The sequence below is a fragment of the Nocardia jinanensis genome (assembly GCF_014645735.1).
Taxonomy (GTDB): domain Bacteria; phylum Actinomycetota; class Actinomycetes; order Mycobacteriales; family Mycobacteriaceae; genus Nocardia; species Nocardia jinanensis.
The window spans coordinates 112,430-136,544 of record NZ_BMMH01000005.1 but is presented as its reverse complement, the minus strand read 5'-3'; the positions used below and the strand labels follow the sequence as shown (position 1 = coordinate 136,544).

The following is a 24,115-nucleotide window of genomic DNA, read 5'->3' as shown; positions in this document are numbered from 1 at the left end:
CTCTGATCCGCGACGCTCAGGCGTCCGCGGGGCTACCGAGGAGGTCCACAAGTGTGCGCCGCAGGATTTTTCCGGTGGGTGTGGTCGGCAATTCGGCCAGGTACACCACGTCGTCGGGTGTCTTCGAACCGCGGAGACGGGCGCGGACCCACGTCTTCAGGCCCTCGGCGTCTTCGGCGGCACCCGGGGTCGCGACGACGAAGGCGGCGATGCGCTGGCCCCATTCGCTGTCCGCGATCCCGGCGACCGCGCATTCGAGGACGCCGGGGTGCTCGGTGAGCACGGTCTCGATTTCGGCGGGGGCGATGTTCTCGCCGCCGCGGATGATCGTATCGTCGGCGCGTCCCTGGACGAACAGATAGCCGTCGGCGTCCAGGTGACCGATATCGCGGGTGTGGAACCAGCCCGATCCGTCCACGACCGAACCGGCCTCGAGGTATTCGCCGGCCACCTGCGGCCCGCGCACGACGATATCGCCGACCACGCCGGGCGGGCAGGCCGCGCCGTTCTCGTCGTGTATCTCGATCTCGACGGTCGGCAGCGCACGGCCGACCGAGCCGAGCCGGGCCCGGACCGCCGGGTCGGCCGATCCGGCCGCCTCCCGGTGGTCGTCGGGGCCGAGAACCGCGATCGACGACGCCGTTTCGGTGAGGCCGTACGCATTCACGAACCCGGTGTGTGGGAACAATTCGAGCGCTTTCACCAGCATATTCGGATCGATCCGGGCGCCGCCGTAGGAGAGCGAGCGCAGGGTCTCGGGTCCGGTGGCGCCGGATTCGGTGAGTGCCCGGACGATTCGCACGAGCATGGTCGGGACCACCATGGCGTGGGTGATCTGCTCGCGGGAGACGGTGCCGAGCCACTCGTGCGCGGTGAACTGGTCGAGGTAGACGATGCGCCGGCCGGCGAAGAGGTTCGACAGCAGATTCGCGACCGCGGCGATGTGATAGGGCGGCACACTCACGATCGTGGCGTCCCCGGGTTCGGCCGAACCGAACTCGACCGAACCGAACACATACGAGGCCAGGTGCTGGTGCCGTAGTACGGCGCTCTTGGGTGCCGCGGTGGTCCCGCTGGTCATGAGGAGCACCGCGATATCGTCGATATCCGGTTCGGCCGGATCGGGGAGTGCTGCACCCGCCGCGCTCGCCGCGAAGAATGCCGCGGTCTCGATCACGTGGCGCGCCGGGACCCGGTCGGTGTTATCGGTGATGAGATACGGCTGGTCGCGGCGTGCCACGATCTCGCGGATCTGGTCATCGGAGAGCCGGTAGTTCACCGGGAGGAACGGGACGCCCGCGAACGCCGACGCGAAGAGGGCGACGGGGAACACCGGTCCGTTGCCACCGAGGTAGACGACGGTGTCGGCACCGCTGCGGCGAATCAGCTGGGCACCGGCGAGTGCGCGGCGGCGGAGCTCCGCCCCGGTGAGCCCGTTCTCGAGGTCGCCGATGAGAATCGGTTCCGGGTTGCCCTCGGCAACCATGTCCAGCAGCATCAACAGGTTCATCGGTACTCCGGGGGTCTTTCGCTAGTCGGACGAGGGCAGCGGCTTGGCCGATTTCAGGGTGAGCTCCCGTCCGGCGTATTCGAGCGGGCCGGCGCCGGCCTTGACGCAGAGCAGTTCGACGCCTGCCGCCTCGTCGACGTAGCGTTTGCCGACGAGAATGGCGGGGCCGTCGGCCGCGGCGCCGTCCGTGCCCGCGGCGTCCTCGCTCATGGCGGTGCCTGCGCAGAGCACGGGGGAGGAATCATCCGTTCCGCGGATGACGACCACCTCTACTGTCGAATTCTGGCTACGGAGTCGTGTTCCGGTCGTGAGTGCCACGAGTGTGCTCCTGGTCTCGGGGGTCCGGCGCTGGTTTCGCGTCCCGGTAACCTGGCCCATCATTGGATGACCCATGATTTAAAGGGTCCTCTTATTGGATTCTTCCCATGGTTGATGTGGATAGTCAACTTGTTCGGATATTTTCAGTATCCCCTATTGCCATGGATTGTGCTGGGGTGCGATCATCGGAGCCAGCTCTCATCCGCCCCTGAATCCGGGGCCGGGTCACCTAGTCACAGGAGTCGACCGTGACCGACGCCGTTATCGTTTCCGCGTGCCGCACCGCCGTGGGTACCGCCTACAAAGGAACTCTGTCCGAAACGTCAGCCTTCGACCTGGCCGAACCGGTGGTGCGAGAACTGGTGCGGCGCACCGGAATCGCTGCGGATCTCATCGACGATCTAATCCTCGGTGAGGTGATGTACGGGGGTGGCAATATCGGCCGCCATACAGCCGTGCGGCTCGGCCTCGGATCGGTTCCGGGTACTGCGGTCCAGCGGCAGTGTGCCTCGAGTCTCGGTGCCATCCAGTACGCGGCCGCCGGGGTGATGGCCGGCATGGAATCGGCGGTGATCGCGGGCGGGGCGCATTCGAGTTCGACGGCCCCGGTACTCAGCCGCCGGATACCGGGCACCGACGAGATCGAGGACAAGTGGATGTCGCCGTCGCATCCGGACACCCCGGACGCGCCGAACCGCGATATGTCGATCACCGTCGGGTGGAACGCCGCCGAGATCGGGGGCGTATCCCGGGCGGATATGGACGCCTGGGCGCTGCGGTCGCATCAGCGCGCCGTGCGGGCCCAGGACGAAGGCCGGTTCGCCGAGGAAATCGTCCCGATCGAGGTGGTGCGCAAGGATGGCACCACCACGGTGTTCGACCGGGACGAACATCCCCGCCGCGACACCACCGCCGAGAAGCTCGCCGGTTTGCGGGTGCTGCATCCGGAGATCGACGGCTTCAGTATCACCGCGGGTAATTCCTCGGGTATCAACGATGCCGCCGCCGCTGTGCTGGTCGTCTCCGCGGAGTTCGCGCGGGAGTACGGACTGACACCCCTGGCGGTAATTCGTGGCTGGTCCTCGGTGGGCGTCGATCCGGTCGAAACCGGCCTCGCGCCCGCCGTCGCGATCCCGAAGGCGCTGCATCGCGCGGGCCTGAAACTCGGCGATATCGCGCTGTTCGAGATCAACGAGGCGTTCGCGGCGATGTGCGTCGCCACGACCCGGGCTCTCGGGATCAGCGAGGAGATCGTCAACATCAGTGGCAGCGGCATCAGCCTCGGGCATCCGATCGCCGCGTCCGGCGCCCGGATGGTGACGACGCTGATCGGGGATCTGCGCCGCGCCGGCGGCGGGCTCGGTGTCGCGGCGATGTGCGCGGGCGGCGGGATGGGTTCCGCGCTGGTTCTGGAGGCACTGTGACCGCCACCGATGGCCGTCGGCTCGACCAGGAGCGTGCCCGGTGAAATTCGCGGTCCAGTATCCGATCGAGCAGCACGGCAGAGCGCCGGAATTCGGGGACGCCGAGGGTATCCGTGAATTCGTTCGTATCGCCGAGGAGTCGGGACTCGACGCGGTGGCGCTCAGCGAGCATCCCGCGCCGTCGCGCAAATGGCTCGCGAGCGGAGGGCACGAGACGTTCGATACCCTGACGGCCCTGGCCTTCATGGCAGGGGCCACCGCGCGGTTGCGCCTGATCGCACACCTGCTCGTACTTCCGTACCATAACCCCCTCTTGGCGGCGAAAGCGCTGGCGACGGTGGACAGGATGTCCGCCGGCAGGTTGACCATCGGCGTCGGCCCGGGCTATCTCCGCTCCGAATTCGCCGCGCTGGGTGTCGATTTCACCGCCCGTAACGAGCTGTTCGAGGAATCCCTGCGGGTCTTGACCCGGGTCTGGCCGGGAGGGCCGATCACCCTGTCCGGCCGGGATTTCGAGGCGGTCGACCAGGTGCAGAGCCCGCCGCCGGTGACGCAGCCCGCGCCACCGCTGTGGATCGGCGGCAACGGTCGCGCGGCGCGGCGCCGGGTGGTGGAATTCGGGCAGGGGTGGTCGCCGATGATCTCCCCGCCGTCGCAGGCCGCCGCGGTCCGGACGGCGGCGATCTCCACGCTCGACGAGCTGGCGAACGCGATAGCCGATCTGCGCGACCACTGGGACCGCACCGGCCGCGCGGGCGTTCCGGAGGTCTTCACGACGGTTCCCGGAATCGAGGCCGCCTACGCGACCGGCGATTTCGACGAGTACCGGTACACGCTGGACCGGTACGCCGCGGCCGGTGTCACATGGGCCATGGTCCGCGTTCCGGCGGCGTCGTATCCGGAGGCCGTAGCGGCCCTGCGTACTTTCGGGCGCGAGGTCGTGGCCCGGTCCGAGTCCGGGCATTGACGTAACTGATTCTTAATCAGTACACTCAATTCGATGTGAGACTGCTCACGGCCCATTTATCCGTGGGCGTGGCCTTGTTGCGGTATTTCCGGTTTTGCCTCTTGTCAAGGGTGAATCTGGCAGCTGCTGGGCGCGGTGTCGCTGCCCTCGGTGGACGGAAGTTGGTGGAGAACATGAGCGGACCCGTCTCGGAACTGCAAAGAAACAGGGGCCTGTTTGTCGTGCCGAGGGCGGAGGAGGAAGGCCTGGCGCGGGAATGGAATTTCCTGTGGTGCGACGTGGCGCCCCCGTTCTACCGCGAAAAGTACCGCGCGGCGGGTTTCGGTCCGCAGCGGGTTCCGGACCGATCCGAGGTGCCACTCACCCGGGCGGCCGAGCTGCGCGCGGACGAATCGCGCAACGCGCCGTTCGGTTCCTATCGGCTCATCCAGCCCGACGACGCGGTCGAGCTGTCCACCTGGCGAGATGCCGACGGGGTGCCCTTCCTGATCTTCTACGGCGAGCGTGATGTCCGGGTGCGCGACGAGGAACTGACGACCGTACTGAGTCGCTTCGGCGTCCGGGCCGGCGATCGATTCGCCCATACCCGCAGCGGCGGCCTGCAGACCTCGTGCGTCTCCCGTGTCCTGTCCGAGCTGGGCGTGGCCGAGCTCGCCGTGGGGGTGCCGGCCTCCGACCGGGATGCGGCGGAGCACCTCGATCTGTGGCAGCTGCTGCAGCCGAACTGGTTCCTGATCACCGGGCATATGCTGCACCGCTACCTCCGGGTGGCGCGCCGGCTGGGGCGCGACCCCGCGACGGTGTTCGGGAACACGACCCTGGTGCTGATGGATCCGCTGTACCAATTCGACGAGCCCCGCCGGGAAATGGAACGCAGGCTCGGTGCGCGAATCCAGGTGCTCGAGCTGGCTCCCGAGGTACCGGCCTTCATCGCCGGTGATTGTGCCGAGCACGCCGGACTGCATCTCGACGCCGACTATCTCTACCTCGATATCGTCGACCCGGTGACCGGCCGGCCGGTCCCGGACGGTCGGCGCGGGCATGTCGTCGTCACGACCGTCGGGCTCGATTCGCTGTGGATTCGATACGACCTCGAACGCTATGGATATATCGACCGCGCGCCCTGCGCGTGCGGCCGCCCCGGGCCCCGTCTGATTCAGCTGGGCCGGGCGAACCATTCGGTCCCGATCGGTGATCGCGTGATCACACCCGTCGATGTGCGCCGCGGGCTGGACGCCGAGTTCGACCGCCGGTTCACACTGTCCGTCCGGCCCGGCGGCGCCCTTGGCGTAGATATCGAAGCCGGCGCCGATATCGCCGATATCGCCGATCGTTTGCGGGCGCAGCTGCCGGTTCCGGTCGACGTCGCGGCGATACCTTCCGCGGGATCAGGAGACGAAAGGAACCGGGAGCAGTGACCACCACCAACCCTTCTCTCGTGCGGGGCGATTCGTTCGTCGAATTGCTCGACGCACGGGTCCGGCTCACACCCGACGCACCGTTTCTCCTCGACGAACTCGGTGGCCGCGTCACGTTCGGGCAGTACCGGCACCGTGCCGAACGGATCGCGGCGGCACTGGCCGCGGCGGGGGCCGGGCCCGGCAGCCGGGTGGTGTGGCAGCTCCCGACCCGTATTTCCACGGCGCTGCTGATCGGCGCACTGGCGCGGCTCGGTGCCGTGCAGGCGCCCGTCATCCCCGCCTACCGCAGCCGTGAGACGACGGCGGCGGTGATCGCCGCCGGAGCGGAGTTCCTGCTCGTACCCACGGAGGGCGGCGCAATCGATTACCACCGGCTCGCCCGCGAAGTGCCGGGCTCGCCGCGAATCGTGCGGATCGGAGTGGACGCCCCCGAACTCGACGAGGTGACCGGACTTCCCGCCGTCGCCGATATCGCGCCGCGAGACTCGCAGGACGGCCGCTGGGTCTATTTCACCTCGGGATCCAGCGGCACTCCCAAAGCCGCTCTGCACCATGACCGTTCGCTGATCTCCTCGGCGTACGGTATGGCTGAACAGGGCCGGCTCGGCGCGGACCCGGCCGAGGTGACGTCGATGACCTACCCCATCGCCCATGTCGGCGGTATCGCGCAGCTCACGGCATTGATCGTCACCGGCAAACCCACCGTCCTGATCGAGGCGTTCGACCCCCGGCGTACCGCCGAGACCCTCCGCCGGAACTCGGTGACCACGACCGGTGGGGGCCCGGTCTTCTATGCGGCCCTGCTGGCCGAACAGCGTAAAGATCCGGACCGGCCGTTGATCCCGAGTCTCCGTTACCTGACCGGCGGCGGCGCGCCGTGCCCGCCGAGCCTGTACGCGCAGGTGCGTGCCGAAATGGGCGTGACGGTCCTGCACTCCTACGGTATGACCGAAACCCCCATGATCTGTATCGCCTCGCCACTGGACTCCGCGGAACAGCTCGCCGAAACCGAGGGTCGTCCCGCACCGGGTATGCAGGTCCGGATCGTCGAGGACGGCGAGCCGGTTGCGGTGGGTACCGACGGGGATATCGAACTGCGGGGAACGAACCTGTTCCTGCGCTACCTGGACGAGGCGGCCACCCGCGCGGCATTCACCGCCGACGGCTGGTTCCGCACCGGGGATCGCGGCCATCTACGCGCCGACGGGCATCTCGAGGTCACCGGCCGGACCAAGGATCTGATCATTCGCAAGGGCGAGAACATCGCGCCCCAGGAGATCGAACAGCTGCTGTCGACGCATCCGGCGATCGCCCAGGTGGCCGTGATCGGACTGCCCGACGCGGAGCGCGGCGAACGCGTATGCGCTGTGGTGATACCGCGTGACCCGCAATCCGCGTTACGCCTCGGCGACCTCACGGACTTCCTGCGCGCCGCCGGGGTCATGCCCCAGAAACTGCCGGAGCAATTGGAGATCGCCGCAGACCTGCCGCGTAGCGGCACCGGGAAGGTCGACAAGAACAAACTGCGCCGCGATCTGGATACGGCACCCGCGGTGTAACCGTCCGGACCGATGTCGAAGAAGGAGTAGGAATGGAACTGGCCAATACGGTCGCCCTGGTCACCGGCGGTGCCGGCGGACTCGGTGAGGCGGCGGTGCGACGCCTCACCGACCGCGGTGCGCGCGTGGTCATCGCCGATCTCGCCGACGACCGCGGCGAGAAGCTGGCCGCCGATCTCGGATCGCAGGTGCGTTACTGCCGCACCGATGTGCTCGACGACGCGAGCGTGGGGGCCGCGATCGCCGCGGCGCAGGAGTTCGGTGCGCTCCGCACGGTGGTTATCGCGCACGGGGGGTTCGGCGCCAACGGCCGGATCGTCGCCCGCGACGGCAGCCCGCTCGGCCTCGACGGCTGGAACAAGACCATCTCGCTGTACCTCACCGGTACGTTCAATGTGCTGCGGCTGACAGCTGCCGCGATGGCGGCCACCGAGCCGGAGGGCGACGGGCAGCGCGGCGTCGTGATCGCGACGACAAGCATCGCGGCCTACGAGGGGCAGATCGGCCAGGCCTCCTACGCCGCGGCGAAGGCCGGTGTCGCCGGACTCGTCCTGGTCGCGGCACGCGATCTCAGTGCCGTCGGGGTGCGGGTGATGGGAATCGCGCCGGGCACGATGGGCACCCCGATCATGGAATCCGTCGGTCCGGAGCGCCTGGCGAAGTTCGCCGAGAACATTCCGTTTCCGAAACGTCTGGGGCGTCCCGACGAGTACGGGCAACTCGCCGTGTCGATCGCCGAGAACGACTACCTCAACGGTGAGGTCATCCGGCTCGACGGCGCACAGCGTTTCACACCGAAGTAGCCGGCGCGCGACCTGCCCGGCGTGCCCGGGCAGGTCGGCGCACGGGCGAATCTCGAATCGCCACAAGACAAATCGGGCCGCCGAATTAACTGGTTCGGCGGCCCGATCGCATTCGGTGGGTCAGGACAGGGGGCGTTCGACGAGCTCGACCGTGACCCCGTCGGGGTCGGTGAGGAAACAGATGGTCAGTGGCGGCAACTTGGTGCCGGTGAGTTCGAAGGTGTGCGGACCGTTCATGGGGATTCCCTCGCCCTCGATCGACGCGAGTGCTCGGGACAGATCGTTGGTGGCGAGTGCGCAGCGGAACAGGCCGCGGTTGTACGCCTTGTCGTATGCGCGTCCCACCGCGGCGGGGGTACGCCAGCCGACCAGCAGTAGTGCGTAGCCGCCGGCGGGCAGGGTCAGCAACGCGGTATCGGCGACGACATTGCCCGTCAGGGCGGGGCCCCAGGCGGCGATGTCCACGGCGCTTTCAGTGGCCTGCCGGGTGAAACCGAGCTTCTCGTAGAATGCGATGCTGGCCTCGAGATCGCTGCAGCTGAGAATATGGCGGTGCAGGTGGCTTTCCGCGGGCAACTCTCGATTCTCGACGACCTCGACCAGGACGCCGTCGGTGTCACGCAGCCACGCCGTACGGGAGGCCTCGGTGAGCAGCGCGGTATCGGCGACCCCGACGACGGTGCCGCCGGCCTGAGCGGCCCGCTCGAGAGTTGCGTCCAGATCGCGGACGAGCAGCCCGATCCCCTGGAACCCGACGTGATGGAACATCGGGTAGGTCTCACCCTCGACCGGCGGTGTATGCCATGCCTGGATCTCGATACCCACGGTGGTGCGCGCGCCGCGCGCATCGTAGAGGAACAGGGCGTCGCTGTGCTGGGGGCCGTCGATACCCCAGGCGCTGCCGTCCGGTTTGGGTGCGCTGCTGGTGCGCATCACCTCCCGCAAACCGAACGTGGAGACATAGAAGCGCTGGGCGGCTTCCCAATCGGTACTGCCGAGCTGGACATGAAGCCAGGCGCGAGCCATATCGGACATGGAGAACTCCTTCGTGAAAGCGCCGGGCGGACCGATCGCTGCGATCCGCCCGGCGGGCCGGATCAGGCCTGCGGCTTCTTCACCGCTTCGAGCCCGGCCATGATGGGGTAGTCACGCTCGCTGAACCAGTGTCCGTGCCCGACGGAATGCAGATCGAATACCGCCTGCAGTGCCGTCTGGAATCCCTGGACGTCCACGGTCTGGTTGACCGCCCGCTTGGCCTGGCGCAGTGCGAACGGATGCTTCTCGGCGATCTTGTGTGCCAGCGCGAGAGCCTCGTCCTGCAGCTGTTCGAGCGGGACCACCCGGTTGACCATGCCGAACTTCTCCGCCTCCGCGGCACCGATACGCTCGGCGAGGAACAAGAATTCCTTGGCCTTGCGCGGTCCGAGCTCCCAGGTGTGGCCGTGGTATTCGACGCCGCCGATGCCCAGATCGATCACCGGATCGGAGAAGTAGGCGTTCTCGGCGGCGATGATCAGATCACACGGCCAGGCGAGCATCAGGCCGGCCGCGATACAGGCGCCCTGTACCGCCGCGATCGACGGCTTGTGGCAATTGCGCCATTTCAGGGAATAGCCGAGGTACTGCCGGGTCTCCCGGTCGTACATCTCGGCCAGTGTCGCCGGCGCCGGTTTCCCGGTTTTCAGGTCGTGTCCCGCGGAGAAGTTCTTCCCGTTCGCCGTAACGAGGATGACGCGCACCTCGTCGTCACGTTCGGCGCGGGTCCACGCGGCATCGAGGTCGTCGAGGAACTCCAGCGTCTGCGCGTTGGCGCGTTCGGGACGGTTGAGGGTGATGACGGCGACCGCACCGTCGGTGCGGTACAGGATCTGATCGGTGGACACGATGGGTGCCTTTCTGTCGGGGAGTCGTCGGCGATGGGTTGTCTGTTCGGGCGGTGTGCTCGCACGGGAGACCGTCACCGTGACATCGCGTTCGAGGGTGGTGTGGTGGGTGGATCACGGGACTCGCCACGGTCTCGACGTGCCGTTCGCACGTGTTGCCGGTTGTTCCCTGGGCCGGGCCGCGAGGGGTCGGTGCGGTCGGCGTCATCGCGGGTCCTGCCGTTCTCGAGCGTTGCGACGGGAGCCGTGGCGTGATCACGGCACCGTTCGAGTGGGAGACCGGCAGGTTCGCTGCGGGGACTCGCGTCACTGATGCTACACATCCAAGAGTGTACTGAATACTTGGCATCTTGCATGGCGGTTCACGGAAACATCGGTATGGGCGAGGAAACCCGGACGACACCGGCTGAAAAATTTTGAAAATGTGTCCTAGACCTCATCTGCTTCAGGTCGTACAGTATCCTCAATAGCTGATCGGTTCGACCTGTTACGGCCCGAGTGCGCCGATGAAGGTGACCCAACCACTCGTCCGTATGGGCGACCTCGAAGGAGCAACGATGCCGCGGTTTGTGCTGATGCGGGTACTCCGAATCATTCCCGTTCTCGTTCTGGCGACATTCCTGCCGGTAGCTCTGCTCAGCCTGGCGCCGGGCTCCTTGGCCGTCGTCATCCTCGGCCCGGAGGCCACGCCGGAGGCCGTCGAGCAGTTCCGGGCCGACCTCGGCCTCGACGATCCGGTGTGGGTGCGGTACTTCGACTGGTTGCTCGACGCGCTGAGCGGTGACCTCGGCACCTCACCGCTGACCCACCAGTCGGTGCTCGAATCGATCTGGGAACGGCTGCCGGTCACGCTGGAGATCGCGATCCTGGCGCAGGTGATCGCCATCGGCGTGGCCGTGGTGCTCGCGATCGCCGCCGCGAACCGGCCCGGCGGCATCGTCGACAAGGTCGTGACGGCGTTCGCGTCGGTCGCCATGTCGGTGCCGGCTTTCATCGCCGGCCCGATCCTGGTCTACTTCTTCGCGATTCAGCTGGATATGTTCCCGGTCAGCGGCTGGAAGGATCTCGCCGACGGGCTCGGCCCGAACCTGCTGTCCGCGCTGCTCCCGGCGCTCGCCGTCGGGCTGATGGAGATCGCGGCCTATCTGCGCATGCTGCGGGCCGATCTCGGGACGACCCTCGACGAGGACTTCATCGATTCGGCGCGCGCGCGGGGCCTCGGACGCTGGTACATCCTGTGGCGCCACGCGTTCCGTCCCTCTTCCTTCTCACTGCTGACCCTGTCGGCGATCAGCTTCGGCCGGCTGCTCGGCGGCACGGTGATCGTCGAGTACCTGTTCGGCCTGCCCGGGCTGGGGCAGCTCATCTTTCAATCGATCACGGCCCGCGACGTTCTCGTCGTGCAGGGGGTCGTGTGCTTCGTGGTCGTTGTCTTCGTTCTCCTCAATACCCTCGTGGATCTCTGCTACGGAGTCCTCGATCCCCGAGTGCGGCAGCAGGAAGGTGTCCGATGACCGTCACCGATGTGGTGGGCAGCAAAGCCCCACCTGTTCCCCTCACGGGTACCCCTGTGATGCCCGCGGCGAAGAAGCCGAGGCGCTACCTCCTGGGAGTGTCGCTCATCTGGCTGGTGGTGATCGTCGCGGCGCCGTTCGTGTGGAAGCTGTTCTTCGGTCTCGACTATGCGAGTCCGCTCGGCCGGCCGATGGCGGATCCGGCGTTCGCCGAGGGCCTGTTGCTCGGCACCGATACCCTCGGCCGGAGCACCATGGCGCGGGTCCTCGCGGGCGCGCAGGTTTCGATGGTCGTCGGTGCGGTGGCCGGGATCATCGGTTTCGTCGCCGGGACGATCCTCGGCCTGATCGCCGGGTATCTCCGCGGGCCGGTGGACTCGGTCATCTCGCTGCTGACCGATACGCTGCTCGCGTTCCCGGCACTCATCCTGCTGCTGGCGATCACCGCGACGTTCACGCCCAGCCTGACCACGCTGACGGTTTCCCTGGCGATCGTCGTCGTCCCCACCTTCATCAGGTTGGCGCGGGCGAACACTATCCGGTGGTCGGCGCGGGACTTCGTGCGCGCCGCCGACAATATGGGTGCTTCTCCGCTGCGCATCATGTTCCGCGAAATCCTGCCCAACCTGATTCCGTCCGTCGCCGCGTACCTGCCGGTCGTGGTGGCGACGCTCATCGTCGCGGAGGGGTCGCTGAGCTTTCTCGGCCTGGGCATCCCGCCACCTACGCCGAGCTGGGGCGGGATGATCAACGACGCCAAGGATTACATCTCGACGAACCCGCTCGCGGTGGCTGTGCCCAGTACGGCGATCTTCCTGACGGTGTTTTCGTTCAACCAGATCGGTGACTATCTGCGTGGCCGCTACGGCGGCGCGGGAAATAGGTGAGAACCCCATGAGTACATCGGAATCGACGATCGAGAATGTCGAGACCGTAACGGGCGGCGATGAGGGCCGGCTGTTACGTGTCGAGGGTGTGCACACCTGGATGGCGGGTAATTCGGACCCGGTCCGGGCGGTGGACGGTGTGTCGTTCACGCTGCAGCGGGGAGAGGCGCTGGGAATCGTCGGTGAATCCGGATCGGGGAAATCCGTGCTGGCCCGGACGGTGATGGGGCTGCTTCCACCCGCGGCGGTGGTCTCCGGAAGTGTGGTGTTCGACGGTGTGGAGATGACCCGGGCGAGCGGGCGGCAGTTGCAGTCGATCTGGGGTGCCCGGATAGCCATGGTGTTCCAGGATGCCGGGCGGGCGCTGAACCCGGTGGTACGCATCGGGCGTCAGATGTGTGAGCCGATGGTGAAGCATCTGGGCATCGCCACGGACGAGGCCCGCAAACGTGCGATCACGCTGCTGGACGAGGTCGGCGTATCCGACCCCGCGCGCCGGATGTCGGCATACCCGCATCAGCTCTCGGGCGGGATGCGGCAGCGGGTGATGATCGCGATGGCGCTCGCCTGCGAACCCGACCTGCTGATCGCCGACGAGCCGACGACGGCACTGGACATCACCGTGCAGCGCCAGATCCTCGATCTCCTCGACCGAGTGCGCCGTCAGCACAATATGGCTCTGATCTTGATCAGCCACGACCTGGGGATGGTCTCCGGCCGTACCGACCGGGTGATGGTGATGTACGCCGGCCGCACGGTCGAGACAGGTACGACCGCGGAGATCTTCCGGGCCCCCGAGCATCGGTATACCGCGGCGCTGCTCGGTTCGACCCCGAGCCTGGACGGACCACGCACCAAACGCCTGCTGGCCATCGAGGGCCAGTTGCCCGACCCGCGGAAACCACCGGAAGGATGCAGGTTCCGGCCGCGGTGTACGGCAACAACATCGGGGTGCGAGGTGCTCGGCAAGGATGCGCTGTTCTCCGGCCCGACGCCCACGCATACACACACCTGCCTGCACCCTGTCCGGTCGAATGAGGTGATCTCGGTATGACCCGGCCCCTGTCCACTCCGGAGGAGGCCACCGCGTCGTCGGTGGAACGTGTTCTGGAGGTCCGCAATCTCGTGGTCGACTATCACACCACGGGTGGGACGGTGCACGCCGTCAACGATGTCAGTTTCGATGTCCGCCCCGGCGAGACGCTGGCGCTGGTCGGCGAATCGGGCTGCGGTAAATCGTCCACGGGCCGGGCGATCCTGCGCCTGGAGAAGATCACCTCCGGCGAAGTGCTGTACCGGGGCACCGACCTGGCGTCGGCGTCGACCAAGGAGCTGCGCACGCTCCGGCGCAAGTTGCAGATGATCTTCCAAGATCCCGTGTCCTCGCTCAACCCGCGCCGCCGAGTTTCCGAACTCGTGGTCGAGGGGCTGCTGATCGCCGGCACCCCGGCGCGCGAATGCGCGAGCCTGGCCAGGGAAGTTCTCGAAACCGTCGGGATGGATCCGGACCGTTTCGGTGAGGTACGTCCGGGACAGATCTCCGGCGGCCAGGCGCAGCGTATCGCGATCGCCCGCGCACTCGCGATCCGACCCGATCTGATCGTCTGCGACGAACCGGTCTCCGCCCTGGACGTCTCGGTACAGGCACAGATCGTCAACCTGCTGCAGGACCTGAAAGACGAGTACGACCTGACGCTGGTGTTCATCAGCCACGACCTCAGCGTCGTACGGTCGGTCAGCGACCGTGTCATGGTGATGTATCTCGGCCGGGTGTGCGAAATCGGCGCGGTCGACCAGATCTTCGACAGCCCGAGCCATCCCTACACCCGGGCGCTGCTGGACTCTGTCCCCAGTATGACGGCGAAGGGCGGGTTCCGTGGGCCGGCACTCGCAGGCGAAATTCCGTCCCCGCTGTCCCCGCCGTCGGGATGCCCCTTCCGAACCCGGTGTCCGAAGGCCGCGGACAGATGCGCGGCGGAGGTTCCCGAGCTCCGCGAACTCGACGGCGGACGAAAGGTCGCGTGCCACTTCCCCGACGACGAGTGAACCGTGCGGCGAAGTGGGTGACGCCGAGAGACCGTCAGTGAGTGAATCGCGCCGATCCGGACGCGGCGACATTGGTGGTGCAGTAAAGAGAATAATTTGAAATCACTATCTCATTCAGCTCTATGTGTCACACTCTTTCCGCCAGCAGAAAGGGGCGACGCCGTGGGTGTTGTGAGAGGTCAGGGCCATCGAGGCCGTCATTGGGTGCTCCGATCGTCGGTTGCGTTGCTGACGGCGGTCACGCTGAGTCTGTCGGGGGTGGTGGCTGCGCACGCCGAGCCCCACGCGTCGGTGACCGGGGTGGATCTGACCTACTACCCGTGGGTCGACAACGGCTACCCGAGTCTCGGGCGCAACGGGCTGGTCGCCGATCCGGAGCTGCTGGATGCCTTCGCCCGGGAATACGCCAACAGTGCGCACCCGAGCAACACCGGCGAGATGACCACGGCAAATCCGAACGTGCAGGACTTCCTCGTCTGGTGGCTGCCGCACCGGCTGGCCAATATCGCCATGGACCAGGCCGAGCCGCCGGCGGGCCACGATCTGGATCTCACCACATCCGACGGATTGAGCCGCGCCGCATGGCTCGCCCACCTGACCGGCTACTACTCCAGCACCTGGCTGCGGTCCAATATGGCCGTTTTCGATCGGACCACCGTGATCTCGGTGACCCCCACCGACGATGTCTACGCGCAGTTCTACAGTCAGGCGCTCGGACAATACCGCGACGCGGCGCTCTCCGGTGACGACGCCCGGGCCGTCGGCTTCGCCGAACAGACGTTGCGGAGCAACGCTCCCCTCACCGCCGATCTGCCGGGACCCTTCGGTGACCTCCTCGAGCGCGGCCCGGCGGAAGTAGGAATGTTCGGCTATGACGCGGCGTGGCTGCGGAACCTGCTGCCCCCGAACCCCAACGCACCGTCGGCCGCGAAACCGTTCACCGACAACTACTTCAGCGCGAACCCGGATGTACTCCTCGACGCGCACTTCGCCCTGCCGATCCAACAGTATCTCCAGGACGCGGAGCGCAGGCACGCCGAGGCAACGGTCGACCCGGGCGTCGCCGGACGGGTGACCGAAATGGTCCGCGGGCGGCCGGGGCAGGAGCCCTTGCTGGCAACACAGCAACGCTTCACCGCGGCAGGGGACGCGATCTACCGGAACGGCGTGATTCCCGGAACGGTCACCATTTATCGCGGATGGGATCAGGAGCAATACGACCGGTTGCTCGCGTGGGCCTCGTACGCGGTCATGTACAACAAGGCCGACAGCCTCAACGCTCTCACCGCCGTAGCGACCAACGACGCGACGCTGGCCCGGCAGGAGATCCGGGCCGCGCTGCTGTGGTGGATCTATTCGACGACCTATGTCGCCACCATCTTCGACCCGCGCAATGATGCGAAACAACTGAGCGACTGCCTGCCCCGATTCCGCACGGGTTAGCCGGATCGGTCGGGTGGGGACGAAGTGCCCCCGAAGGCCCGGCCGGCCTTCGGGGGCATGGTCCGTGCTCGTCGGCGCGGATGGTGCGCTACGGGCGCCCGGACCTGCGGTGACAGGTCAGGGGACCCGGTCGGACATCCGGATATCCACCGGTGAGCCGGCGGTCGACCATAAATAGGCATCTAATTGTGCTGATTCTGTTGGCCTCGTTCCGTTCGACCGTCGAAAGGGCAGGCAACCATGATCTTTCCGCGCCGTCTGTGGCAACTGCTGGTCGTTACGGCAATGGCGATTCCGGCGGGTGCGGTGGCCCCGATGGCGGGCGCGGTCCCGACATCGGGCGCACAATGCGAAGAGGCCGACTGCTCGGACGCAGACGCACTGCGTCGCTCCGAGCGTCCGTACTTCCCGAAGGCGGACCTGGCCACCTATGTGCTCCCGCGGGCGGGCCACTCGATGAATCTCGCACTCAACGGTCCGGAATTCCTCCAGCGGGCGACACAGTGGGTAGACGGCATTGCCGCCAGATGAGCCCACCTGACCGTCGCACTGACACTTCCCGACGATCCCGTCCTCGACGGCGCCGGTACCGGATTCATCTACCAGCGGACGCCGGTCAGAAGGCGGACCGGTGATGGGCCCCATCGACACAGATGTAGTGGCCGTTCAGATAGCCGGCCTGATCTGAACAGAGGTAGGCGATGGTCGAGGCGATCTCCTCGGGGTCACCTGCCCGGCCCGCTGGAACTCCCGCTTTCTCCATCAGCCATTTCTTGCGTGCGGCGTCGTCGGTGAGCCCCTCATGGGTGGAGAGGTACCAGTTGGTGGTCTTGGTCGCTATCCAGCCGGGCGCTACGGTGTTGATGGTGATACCGAACTGGGCGTACTCGTCGGCCACACTCTTGAGAAGGCCGACGGTGGAAGGACGCGTGGCGTTGGCGACCGTATGCGGCGGCAGACTCTGCGGTTCCTTGGCGGTGCCCGACCCGATGTGGACGAACCGGCCCCAGCCGGCCTCGCGCATGGCAGGGAGTACGGCCCGCAGCATATGTACCTGACTGAGCGTATACGTGCGGTACGAGTCGACGTAGTCCTCGACGCGCGTGATCTCCTCGAAGAAGCCACGGACATGAAAGTCCGCCTGGGTCACCACTATAAGTGGGGCCCCGAGCTTCTCGGTGACCGTCGCGACCGCGGACTCGATGCCTTCCTGTGAACTCATATCGGCCGGCACCCCGAGCGCCGTGCCGCCCGCCTCGGTGATCTCCTCGACCGCACGGTCGATGTGCGTGCGGGTGCGTGCCACGATCGCAACCCGGCTGCCCTCCGCCGCGAGCATCTTCGCGGTCTCCTTACCGATACCCTTGCTGCCGCCGACGACGAGTGCGACTCGCCCCTTGATCCGGTAGTCCATGGATATGTGTCCTCTGGGTCGATGATGCTGCTCGGCGACGAGCGCCGTGCGGGATCGCTGGTCGCCGATACCACGATACAGTTAGATTAATAGACGAAATGCGTGAACCGATACAGCAAAGTTCGACACACTTTCCGGCTGTCCGGAACGGTGAATCGGGTTCCGGGGGGCCGGTTCACCGCCCCCCGGAACCCGGTGCTCAGTGTGGCCGAGCTGGTGTGCGTGCAGCCGCCAGAACTTCGGCGCGCAGTTGCATACGGGCTATCTTTCCCATCGAGCTGCGGGGAATCGTGTCGACGATTACGAGTTCTTCGGGTGATTTGAACCGTGCCAATCCGGCCGCAGTGCAGAAGGCGTGGATCTCCGCCACGGTCGGTGTGGGCATGTCGTTTTCGACGACGAGCGCGGCGCAGGCTCGTTCACCGGTATGTGGATTCGGGATCGCGATCAGCGCGGCCTCGGCGATCGACGGGTGTGCCATCAGTACCGATTCGACCTCGGCGCACGAGATGTTCTCGCCGTTGCGCACAATGATCTCTTTCAACCGGCCCGTGATCGTCACAGCGCCGGATTCGTCGACGCTCGCGAGGTCGCCGGTGCGTACGAAGCCCTCGGGATCGAGGGCGAGAGCAGTAGCGGCTTCGTCCAGATACCCGCTGAATTGCTGGGGTGCTCGCAGCAACAACTCCCCCTGTTCTCCAGGGGGTGATCCGGTGCCGTCCGGCGCCACGATACGAACCTCGACATCCGGTCCGGGCATCCACGAGGATTTTTCGCGCAGGTCGGGGCGATCGAAAGGCGGGAATCCGGCGAGCGGGCATTCGGTCAAGCCGTAACCATTGTAGATTCCCCTACCGCCCACGGTGTCCCGGAACTCCTGATCCATTCCCGCCGGGGACGGAGCACCGCCGCCCATGGTGAAGCGGAGAGCCGGAAACAAGGGTGTGGGCCCATGCTCTCGTTGTGCGGCGATGTATGCCCGGAAGAACGGTGTCGCACTGCCGAGGATCGTTGCGCCCTGCTCCGCCATATCCAACGGCGAGCGCACTGGATCGAAACGATCCACCAGTATCAGCCGGCATCCGGTACGCAGGGCGGTCACCAGCCATGCGGCACCGCCGATATGGGGATAGGGGAACGGGATCGGTACCACATCGTCTGCTTCGAGCGGCAGATCCTCCACCATGGCGCGGGCCGAGGCGCATACCGACGCATCGGTATGCCAGACGGCCTTGGGTACCGATGTACTTCCGGACGTTACGTACACCCATCGTCGATCGTCGTGACCCGGAAGGCCCGGCAATGTTGCCGGGTCTGCTTCGGGCAGTGCGATCCCCTCGCTTCCTACTGTGCGGTGGTCGCAGTCGAGGACTTGTGCCCGCTCACCGACGATCGCCCGATGAGCCGCGGCATGCCCGAAGCCCTGCCAATCCGGAATGGTGATCACCAACTCGGCGCGGACCTGTGCGTCGATTGCCTGTAGTTCCGCCTCTCGCAGCATGACGATCAGCGGATTCTGCACCGCCCCGAGTCGCGCGAGGGCTGCGGTCAGAACCACGGCCTCGAGGCTGGTGGGCAACTGCCACGCCACGCGCCGTCCTTCGGTGACTCCCTGCTCCTGCAGTCCGGCGGCTACGCGTTCCGCGGTTGCGCGGAACGCACCGAACGTCATCGAACGGCCGTAGGTGTCCACGAGAAGGATTCGATCCGGCGAGAGATTCGCACGTTGCTCCACGAGAAGCCAGAGACGATCGCCGGAGGTACGGAAGAGACTCAAAACCGCTCCTTTTCAGGATACTGATATGTTAACGTTTGTCGTGAGGGTGAGGCGGAGGCTGCGAGGTCATCGATCCATTCGTGCCTGCCGGAATCTCCTGTGCCGGTTCGGGTGGAGTCGGGCGCGAGCCGCTGGCTTCATTCCGCGAAGGGATGGTTGACCTGTGAATTACATCGTTCACTACGTGTCGGATACCGCCTGGTGGATGGAGTCGCGAGGGCGTGGATGAGATTACACCGAAATCGCGAATCATCTGCCCGATTTAGCTGTTTCAGCCCGATTCGACGCCGCAACTGATCTACTGACGATTCGTATTCATTACCCTTATTGCAACTCGTGTCCAGCAGGCCCCTCACGCGGCGTGCCGGGGTGTCGTGACGAGCCAGGAGGAAGGTCGGCGATGACAATTGCGCATTTGATGAAGCCCACGGGGTGGTTCCAGGTCGGCTGGTCCGCCGACCTCCCCGTGGGGAAAGTGGTGCCGATGCAGTATTTCGGCCACGAATTGGTCGCCTTCCGCGGCAAGGACGCAGTGGTGCGGATCCTCGACGCGCACTGTCAGCACCTCGGCGCCAATCTGGCCTATGGCGGCTGTGTCGTCGACGACGGCATCCAGTGCCCGTTCCACGGTTGGGTGTGGGACGAGAACGGCCGGAACGTGAGCATCCCCTACCAGGACCGTCCCAACCGCACCCGCCGGGTCCGGTCCTGGCCGGTGGCCGAGATCAACGAGTCGATCTACCTCTGGCACGACGTCGACGGGAGCCCGCCGGTATGGGAAGTTCCCGACGTGTTCCGTGATCTCGAAGCCTATACAGCGGGCCGCGACTTCCACCGGGCCTATCCTGGTGGCCGCAACCACTTCACCGGCGTCCGAATTCCACCGAACGTGCTCCCGGAGAACGCCGTCGACGTCGAGCATTTCCGCTTCGTGCACCGCACGCCGACCGCGCCGGTGGCCTTGCACGAGGAGGCCGACGAGCACACCTGGAAAGCCAAGATCGGGTTCGGGCGTCGATGGGCTTCCGGGCAGGACACCGACGAGACGACGAATACCCTGTACATCGTGTGGTCGGGTATCGGGATCAGCGTCACCGCCGAACATATGCGCGCCGGCGTACGGGTGGTCAACATCTGTCCCACCCCGGTCGATGACGAAACGTGTGAAATCTTCGGCACGGTCTGGATCGAGAAGACGGAACGTGACGCCGAGCCCGGTTATTTGGAAGGCCGGCTGCAGGAAACGCATGCGGCGCTGCCGGACGATGTCAATATCTGGGCCCACCAGATCTACATCGACCCTCCTGGGTTGGCCGCATCCGAAGCGGCCGGGTTCACCCGACTCCGCAAGTGGGTGCGGAACTTCTATCCCGTCGGGCACGGCGCGAAGTCCATGCCGGCGATATCGTCCACCAGTTGATTTTGCACCGAGGAATACACATGATCGACTTCAAATGGCGCGCACTCTGCGCGGTTTCCGCGCTCCTGTTGATATCCGGGTGCGGTGCCGGAACGAAATCGTCCCCGGGCGCCGTGGGTGAACCCGAATTCGGGGGATCGATAACCCTGATGACCAACAAGGATCCGCGGATACTCGATCCCGGTGTCATGAGCAATCAGGGCCCGCAGGACGGGGCGCTCGGCAATGCGCTGTACGGACAACTCGTGGCGAGTGACGCGACGACCGGCGAGATCACTCCCGAACTCGCGGAAAGCCTCACCTCGCAGGACGGGTCGACTTGGACCCTCACGTTGCGCGATGGCCTGGTCTTCTCGGACGGGTCACCATTCGGTGCCGACGCCGTCGCGTTCGGCTGGGACAGGATGAAAGATCCGACTCTGGGAGCGCTGGACGGGGGGCACGCCGCGGGTATCGTCTCGACCACGGTTCTTTCGCCCACCACGCTGCGGATCGACCTCGTCGCGCCCACCATGCAGTTCGGCCGGACAGTAGCCGCCACCGCACTCAACTGGATAGCGTCTCCGGCGGCACTGCGCGCGGGACCACGGGCTTTCGACAACGCGCCTATCGGTGCCGGCCCGTTCGTACTACAACGCTGGGTTCGTGGTGGTGCCCTCGACCTCGTGAAGAACCCGAACTATTTCGATGCCCCGAAGCCATACCTCGACACACTGCGGATCGTGCCCACCGCGGACCAGAATCAGCGGTTCGCCTCGCTGCAGAGCGGTGCGGCACAGGTGATCTTCGAACCGACACGGTTGAACGAGCAGCGAGCGCGCGACGCGGGTATGACCCCGATCGTCGTCGAGCACAGTGGCGGGATCATCTATGCATTGAACAACGCGCGGGGTCCGTTCTCCGACGTGCGTGCTCGTAAGGCTGTCAGCGCGGCGATCGACCTCGAACAATTCAATCTGATCCGATCCGGTGTGCCGGACGATCCCGATACGCTGTTCGTCGATTCCTCGCCGTTCTACGACCCGGACAAGAAGATTCACGTTCACGACCCGGTCCTCGCTCAAAAACTCCTGGACGAACTCGCGGCGGAGGGTAAACCGTTGTCGTTCTCGATCACGGCCTATTCGACACCGGAGAGCCAGCGGGGGAGCCAGGCATTGCAGGCTCAGCTCCTCCGGTTCGACAACATCGAAGTCACCGTCGAATCCATGGACTTCGCCGGTCTCGCCGCACGCCTCAATTCCGGGGATTACGATATGTCCATCACCGGTATGAACGGAACCGACCCGGAGCCGATGTTCTACCAGCGCCTTTTCTCACAGAGCCGGGGCAATCCGTTCAAGGTCGTAGATCCGCAGTTGGACGAAGCCCTCGCTCAGGGCCGGATGAGTACCGATGTCGATGAACGCCGGCGTGCGTACGGGACCGTCCAGGATCGGCTGATCGAGTTGACTCCTTTCATTCTCTACACTCGTCCCGGAAGTGCATTGCTCTCGGCGCCGACCGTGGGAGGTGTGTCCTTCACGGGGCTCGATTCTCCTTCCGTCGCAGGCCTTTGGGTTGTCGCCGGCGATTGATCCGCGCGTCTCGTATTCGCCGGAATGAGCGAACCGTGACAGCGGAGGGTGGCGGGTCATCTTTCGCTCGAAGTCGGGGATATCGGGGTCGGTGAAGACGCGCGGGTCACGGTTCGCGGCGTTCATCGCCACTACGACGAGGTCGCCCTTGCCGATCCGGCCGGGACCTCGGTGCGCGCAAGCGTGCAATCTGATCGGCGCACGGCCTGTCACCCGGCCCGCGGACGGTGCGGCTGGTGTTGCACCGCCGAGTGCTGGCGCCTGAATCCTTCTATTGCAGTGGATGTTTCGATTACCCCATATCGAATCTGGCTCGGCAGCGGCGTTCTCCGTGTTCCGCCGGGGTCGATCGACTACTCCGTCGCGAGGTCATCACCGTGGAGGACGGTGACTCAAAAGTGGAACACCACTGGATTCCGATGCTTTACCTCACTTCGACAGAAAGCGGCTGCTGAGAGCGGGTACGCGGCAGCGCTGGCCAAGGGGAGCGGTACTGCTCCACGAAGGCGATACATCCGACAACGTTCTGGTGGTCGAACAGGGCTGGGTCGAAGTGAGCTCTTCCGCACCCAGCGGAAAACAGGTCGTCCTGGGTATTCGTGGTCCCGGGGATCTGCTCGGTGAGCTCAGTGCGGTCGATGGGGGTGCGCGGTCGGCGACGATCACCGCGATCTCGCCGGTGGTCGCCGCCACCGTGCAGGGTACGACCTTCCGCGCGTTGCTGGTGCCCTGGCATCAACTGTTGCGTACTGTGGTGGCCCGGCTGCGGGAGGCCGATGTACACCGCCTGGACTACGGTGCGTACACCGTCACCGAACGGCTGGCCCGGCTACTGCTCGAATACGGTCGGCGGTACGGGCGTACCGATACGGATCGGGTGGTGATCGTTCTGCCGCTGACCCAGACCGAATCGGCCGATGCGGCGAACGCTTCCCGGGAAGCGGGAGGGGTAGTGCCGGACGCGTCATAACAGCCGATGGATAGTGCGCGGGTTCGGTCGGCTCCGGGTCGGCCGGTCCCTTCGACATGGTCGGCCAGAGCATGGTTATAGCCGAGCTCAGCGGTCGGCTCGACCACTCCTGCCATGGTCGAGTGCGGCGTAGAATCGGGTGCGTTACGAGGGTTGCTCCTATGCAGCAGCGATGGTGGGTGTGGATTGCCGCGTTCCTGACGACACTGGGGATGTGCGCTGTATTCGCGTGCAGTAGCGGCACCCGGCCCGAGCGCGCTCCACTCGGCCCGGACGGATCATCCCGGGTAGGGGTGCCCGTGCTGGTCGCGAAGATAGACAACAGTCCGCAGGCACGACCACCGGTAGGGCTCGGAGCCGCCGACTTGGTCTACGTCGAGCCGGTCGAGGGTGGTTTGAGCCGGTTGGCCGCCGTGTTCTCGACCGACAAACCCCCGGCGATCGGACCTGTCCGAAGCGTGCGGGAAACGGATCTGACGCTGTTGGACCAGTTCGGCAACCCGACGTTGGCATCCTCTGGTGCCGCACCTGAGCTGGTTGCCTCTGTCGATCGTTCGTCGCTCCAGAACGCCTCGGCCGATCGGCAACCTGCGGCGTACTACCGCGACTACAGTCGCGACGCTCCGCACAATCTGTTCGTCCGGTCGGATCAGTTGCCCGTGGGCGGCGGCTGGTCTTCGGCGTCGCAACTGCACTTCGGTCCTACGCCTGCCGGTGGCCTGCCCACGCAATATCAGGAAGCGCGGTATCAGGACACGGTGATCGGTTTCGACTGGTCACCCGGCCACCACCGGTGGCTGGTGTCCATGGACGGTGCTGCCTATACCGTTGCCGATACCGGACAGCTCATGGCGAGTACGGTCGTGCTGCAGAGTGTGCAGGTGTACGACTCGGCCGTCAGCGATATCGCGGGCAGCGTCTCACCTCTGGCCCAGACGACCGGTAGCGGTCGGGCCCTCGTACTTCGGGACGGTCAAGCGTTCCCGGCCGTGTGGTCCCGGCCCTCCCCGCAGGCAGGCACAACCTATACAACCCCCACCGCTACAGCCATCCCCTTCGCGCCGGGGCAGGTCTGGACAGTCCTGGTTCCAGCGCAGCTCTGGTAACTGCGACCGCGCTGCCTCCACTTCTTACCGGACGTGCCGTCGAGGCCTATGTGGGGATCGGATGGAAGCCCGTCTC

21 protein-coding genes are annotated in these 24,115 nt (G+C 65.9%); 15 read left to right on the top strand and 6 right to left on the bottom strand.

Annotated features, from left to right (window positions below; translation table 11 throughout):
- Positions 1-16 precede the first annotated feature (16 nt).
- Entirely contained in the window at positions 17-1,510 is a 1,494-nt protein-coding gene (locus IEY68_RS14005) for a class I adenylate-forming enzyme family protein (RefSeq protein ID WP_062997787.1), read from the bottom strand.
- A 21-nt stretch (positions 1,511-1,531) separates the two neighbouring features.
- On the bottom strand, positions 1,532-1,828 hold the full coding sequence (locus IEY68_RS14000; RefSeq protein WP_062997789.1) for a hypothetical protein: 297 nt from the start codon (positions 1,826-1,828) through the stop codon (positions 1,532-1,534).
- Between the two features lie 248 nt (positions 1,829-2,076).
- On the opposite strand from IEY68_RS14000, the gene IEY68_RS13995 reads away from it, so the two are divergent.
- The 5 genes from IEY68_RS13995 to IEY68_RS13975 all read left to right on the top strand — a co-directional run bounded on the left by IEY68_RS13995 (position 2,077) and on the right by IEY68_RS13975 (position 8,002).
- Complete coding sequence (locus IEY68_RS13995) at positions 2,077-3,252, top strand: thiolase family protein (protein WP_062997791.1); 1,176 nt, start codon at positions 2,077-2,079, stop codon at positions 3,250-3,252.
- A gap of 40 nt (positions 3,253-3,292) precedes the next feature.
- On the top strand, positions 3,293-4,219 hold the full coding sequence (locus IEY68_RS13990) for a TIGR03619 family F420-dependent LLM class oxidoreductase (RefSeq protein WP_062997793.1): 927 nt from the start codon (positions 3,293-3,295) through the stop codon (positions 4,217-4,219).
- A 221-nt stretch (positions 4,220-4,440) separates the two neighbouring features.
- The gene (locus IEY68_RS13985) at positions 4,441-5,637 is read left to right on the top strand and encodes a phenylacetate--CoA ligase family protein (protein ID WP_062997795.1); all 1,197 of its coding nucleotides are present in this window, start codon (positions 4,441-4,443) and stop codon (positions 5,635-5,637) included.
- A complete protein-coding gene (locus IEY68_RS13980; RefSeq protein ID WP_062997797.1) occupies positions 5,634-7,199 on the top strand; it encodes a class I adenylate-forming enzyme family protein in 1,566 nt (521 codons plus the stop codon). Before IEY68_RS13985 ends, IEY68_RS13980 begins: the two co-directional genes overlap by 4 nt.
- A gap of 32 nt (positions 7,200-7,231) precedes the next feature.
- Positions 7,232-8,002, top strand: coding sequence for an SDR family NAD(P)-dependent oxidoreductase (locus IEY68_RS13975; RefSeq protein WP_062997799.1), 771 nt, complete (start codon positions 7,232-7,234; stop codon positions 8,000-8,002).
- A 120-nt stretch (positions 8,003-8,122) separates the two neighbouring features.
- Here the strand turns inward: IEY68_RS13975 and IEY68_RS13970 are convergent, their stop codons facing one another.
- A complete protein-coding gene (locus IEY68_RS13970; RefSeq protein WP_062997801.1) occupies positions 8,123-9,037 on the bottom strand; it encodes a VOC family protein in 915 nt (304 codons plus the stop codon).
- Between the two features lie 62 nt (positions 9,038-9,099).
- Positions 9,100-9,885, bottom strand: coding sequence for an enoyl-CoA hydratase (locus tag IEY68_RS13965; RefSeq protein WP_062997803.1), 786 nt, complete (start codon positions 9,883-9,885; stop codon positions 9,100-9,102).
- A 557-nt stretch (positions 9,886-10,442) separates the two neighbouring features.
- On the opposite strand from IEY68_RS13965, the gene IEY68_RS13960 reads away from it, so the two are divergent.
- The 6 genes from IEY68_RS13960 to IEY68_RS13935 all read left to right on the top strand — a co-directional run bounded on the left by IEY68_RS13960 (position 10,443) and on the right by IEY68_RS13935 (position 16,306).
- On the top strand, positions 10,443-11,399 hold the full coding sequence (locus IEY68_RS13960; RefSeq protein ID WP_062998076.1) for an ABC transporter permease: 957 nt from the start codon (positions 10,443-10,445) through the stop codon (positions 11,397-11,399).
- Entirely contained in the window at positions 11,396-12,286 is an 891-nt protein-coding gene (locus IEY68_RS13955) for an ABC transporter permease (RefSeq protein WP_062997805.1), read from the top strand. Before IEY68_RS13960 ends, IEY68_RS13955 begins: the two co-directional genes overlap by 4 nt.
- 7 nt (positions 12,287-12,293) lie before the next feature.
- Positions 12,294-13,340 carry an ABC transporter ATP-binding protein gene (locus tag IEY68_RS13950; RefSeq protein WP_063916254.1) on the top strand — a complete coding sequence of 349 codons (1,047 nt, stop codon included), beginning with the start codon at positions 12,294-12,296 and terminating at the stop codon, positions 13,338-13,340.
- Positions 13,337-14,332 carry an ABC transporter ATP-binding protein gene (locus IEY68_RS13945; RefSeq protein ID WP_062998078.1) on the top strand — a complete coding sequence of 332 codons (996 nt, stop codon included), beginning with the start codon at positions 13,337-13,339 and terminating at the stop codon, positions 14,330-14,332. The genes IEY68_RS13950 and IEY68_RS13945 overlap by 4 nt, the downstream gene beginning before the upstream one ends.
- A 225-nt stretch (positions 14,333-14,557) precedes the next feature.
- On the top strand, positions 14,558-15,775 hold the full coding sequence (locus IEY68_RS13940; RefSeq protein WP_062997807.1) for a hypothetical protein: 1,218 nt from the start codon (positions 14,558-14,560) through the stop codon (positions 15,773-15,775).
- Positions 15,776-16,015: 240 nt separating this feature from the next.
- Positions 16,016-16,306 (top strand): hypothetical protein, encoded by a 291-nt coding sequence (locus tag IEY68_RS13935; RefSeq protein ID WP_062997809.1) that lies wholly within the window; start codon positions 16,016-16,018, stop codon positions 16,304-16,306.
- A gap of 85 nt (positions 16,307-16,391) precedes the next feature.
- Here the strand turns inward: IEY68_RS13935 and IEY68_RS13930 are convergent, their stop codons facing one another.
- Positions 16,392-17,189 (bottom strand): SDR family oxidoreductase, encoded by a 798-nt coding sequence (locus tag IEY68_RS13930; RefSeq protein WP_062997811.1) that lies wholly within the window; start codon positions 17,187-17,189, stop codon positions 16,392-16,394.
- A gap of 199 nt (positions 17,190-17,388) precedes the next feature.
- Positions 17,389-18,966 carry a class I adenylate-forming enzyme family protein gene (locus IEY68_RS13925; RefSeq protein WP_189094261.1) on the bottom strand — a complete coding sequence of 526 codons (1,578 nt, stop codon included), beginning with the start codon at positions 18,964-18,966 and terminating at the stop codon, positions 17,389-17,391.
- A gap of 400 nt (positions 18,967-19,366) precedes the next feature.
- Between IEY68_RS13925 and IEY68_RS13920 the strand changes: the two genes are divergently transcribed.
- From IEY68_RS13920 to IEY68_RS13905, 4 genes are all read left to right on the top strand, one after another.
- On the top strand, positions 19,367-20,386 hold the full coding sequence (locus tag IEY68_RS13920) for an aromatic ring-hydroxylating dioxygenase subunit alpha (RefSeq protein WP_062997815.1): 1,020 nt from the start codon (positions 19,367-19,369) through the stop codon (positions 20,384-20,386).
- Positions 20,387-20,406: 20 nt separating this feature from the next.
- Positions 20,407-21,963, top strand: coding sequence for an ABC transporter substrate-binding protein (locus tag IEY68_RS13915; protein WP_062997817.1), 1,557 nt, complete (start codon positions 20,407-20,409; stop codon positions 21,961-21,963).
- 409 nt (positions 21,964-22,372) lie between these two features.
- The gene (locus IEY68_RS13910) at positions 22,373-22,933 is read left to right on the top strand and encodes a Crp/Fnr family transcriptional regulator (protein WP_189094307.1); all 561 of its coding nucleotides are present in this window, start codon (positions 22,373-22,375) and stop codon (positions 22,931-22,933) included.
- A gap of 161 nt (positions 22,934-23,094) precedes the next feature.
- Positions 23,095-24,039 (top strand): DUF3048 domain-containing protein, encoded by a 945-nt coding sequence (locus IEY68_RS13905; RefSeq protein WP_063916256.1) that lies wholly within the window; start codon positions 23,095-23,097, stop codon positions 24,037-24,039.
- Positions 24,040-24,115: the final 76 nt, after the last annotated feature.

Excerpts from the sequence above, each read along its gene's own strand:
- IEY68_RS14005 (WP_062997787.1), bottom strand. The coding sequence starts at position 1,510 with ATGAACCTGTTGATGCTGCTGGACATGGTTGCCGAGGGCAACCCGGAA.
- IEY68_RS13975 (WP_062997799.1), top strand. The coding sequence starts at position 7,232 with ATGGAACTGGCCAATACGGTCGCCCTGGTCACCGGCGGTGCCGGCGGA.
- IEY68_RS13970 (WP_062997801.1), bottom strand. The coding sequence starts at position 9,037 with ATGTCCGATATGGCTCGCGCCTGGCTTCATGTCCAGCTCGGCAGTACC.
- IEY68_RS13960 (WP_062998076.1), top strand. The coding sequence starts at position 10,443 with ATGCCGCGGTTTGTGCTGATGCGGGTACTCCGAATCATTCCCGTTCTC.
- IEY68_RS13955 (WP_062997805.1), top strand. The coding sequence starts at position 11,396 with ATGACCGTCACCGATGTGGTGGGCAGCAAAGCCCCACCTGTTCCCCTC.
- IEY68_RS13950 (WP_063916254.1), top strand. The coding sequence starts at position 12,294 with ATGAGTACATCGGAATCGACGATCGAGAATGTCGAGACCGTAACGGGC.
- IEY68_RS13945 (WP_062998078.1), top strand. The coding sequence starts at position 13,337 with ATGACCCGGCCCCTGTCCACTCCGGAGGAGGCCACCGCGTCGTCGGTG.
- IEY68_RS13935 (WP_062997809.1), top strand. The coding sequence starts at position 16,016 with ATGATCTTTCCGCGCCGTCTGTGGCAACTGCTGGTCGTTACGGCAATG.
- IEY68_RS13930 (WP_062997811.1), bottom strand. The coding sequence starts at position 17,189 with ATGGACTACCGGATCAAGGGGCGAGTCGCACTCGTCGTCGGCGGCAGC.
- IEY68_RS13920 (WP_062997815.1), top strand. The coding sequence starts at position 19,367 with ATGACAATTGCGCATTTGATGAAGCCCACGGGGTGGTTCCAGGTCGGC.
- IEY68_RS13915 (WP_062997817.1), top strand. The coding sequence starts at position 20,407 with ATGATCGACTTCAAATGGCGCGCACTCTGCGCGGTTTCCGCGCTCCTG.
- IEY68_RS13905 (WP_063916256.1), top strand. The coding sequence starts at position 23,095 with ATGCAGCAGCGATGGTGGGTGTGGATTGCCGCGTTCCTGACGACACTG.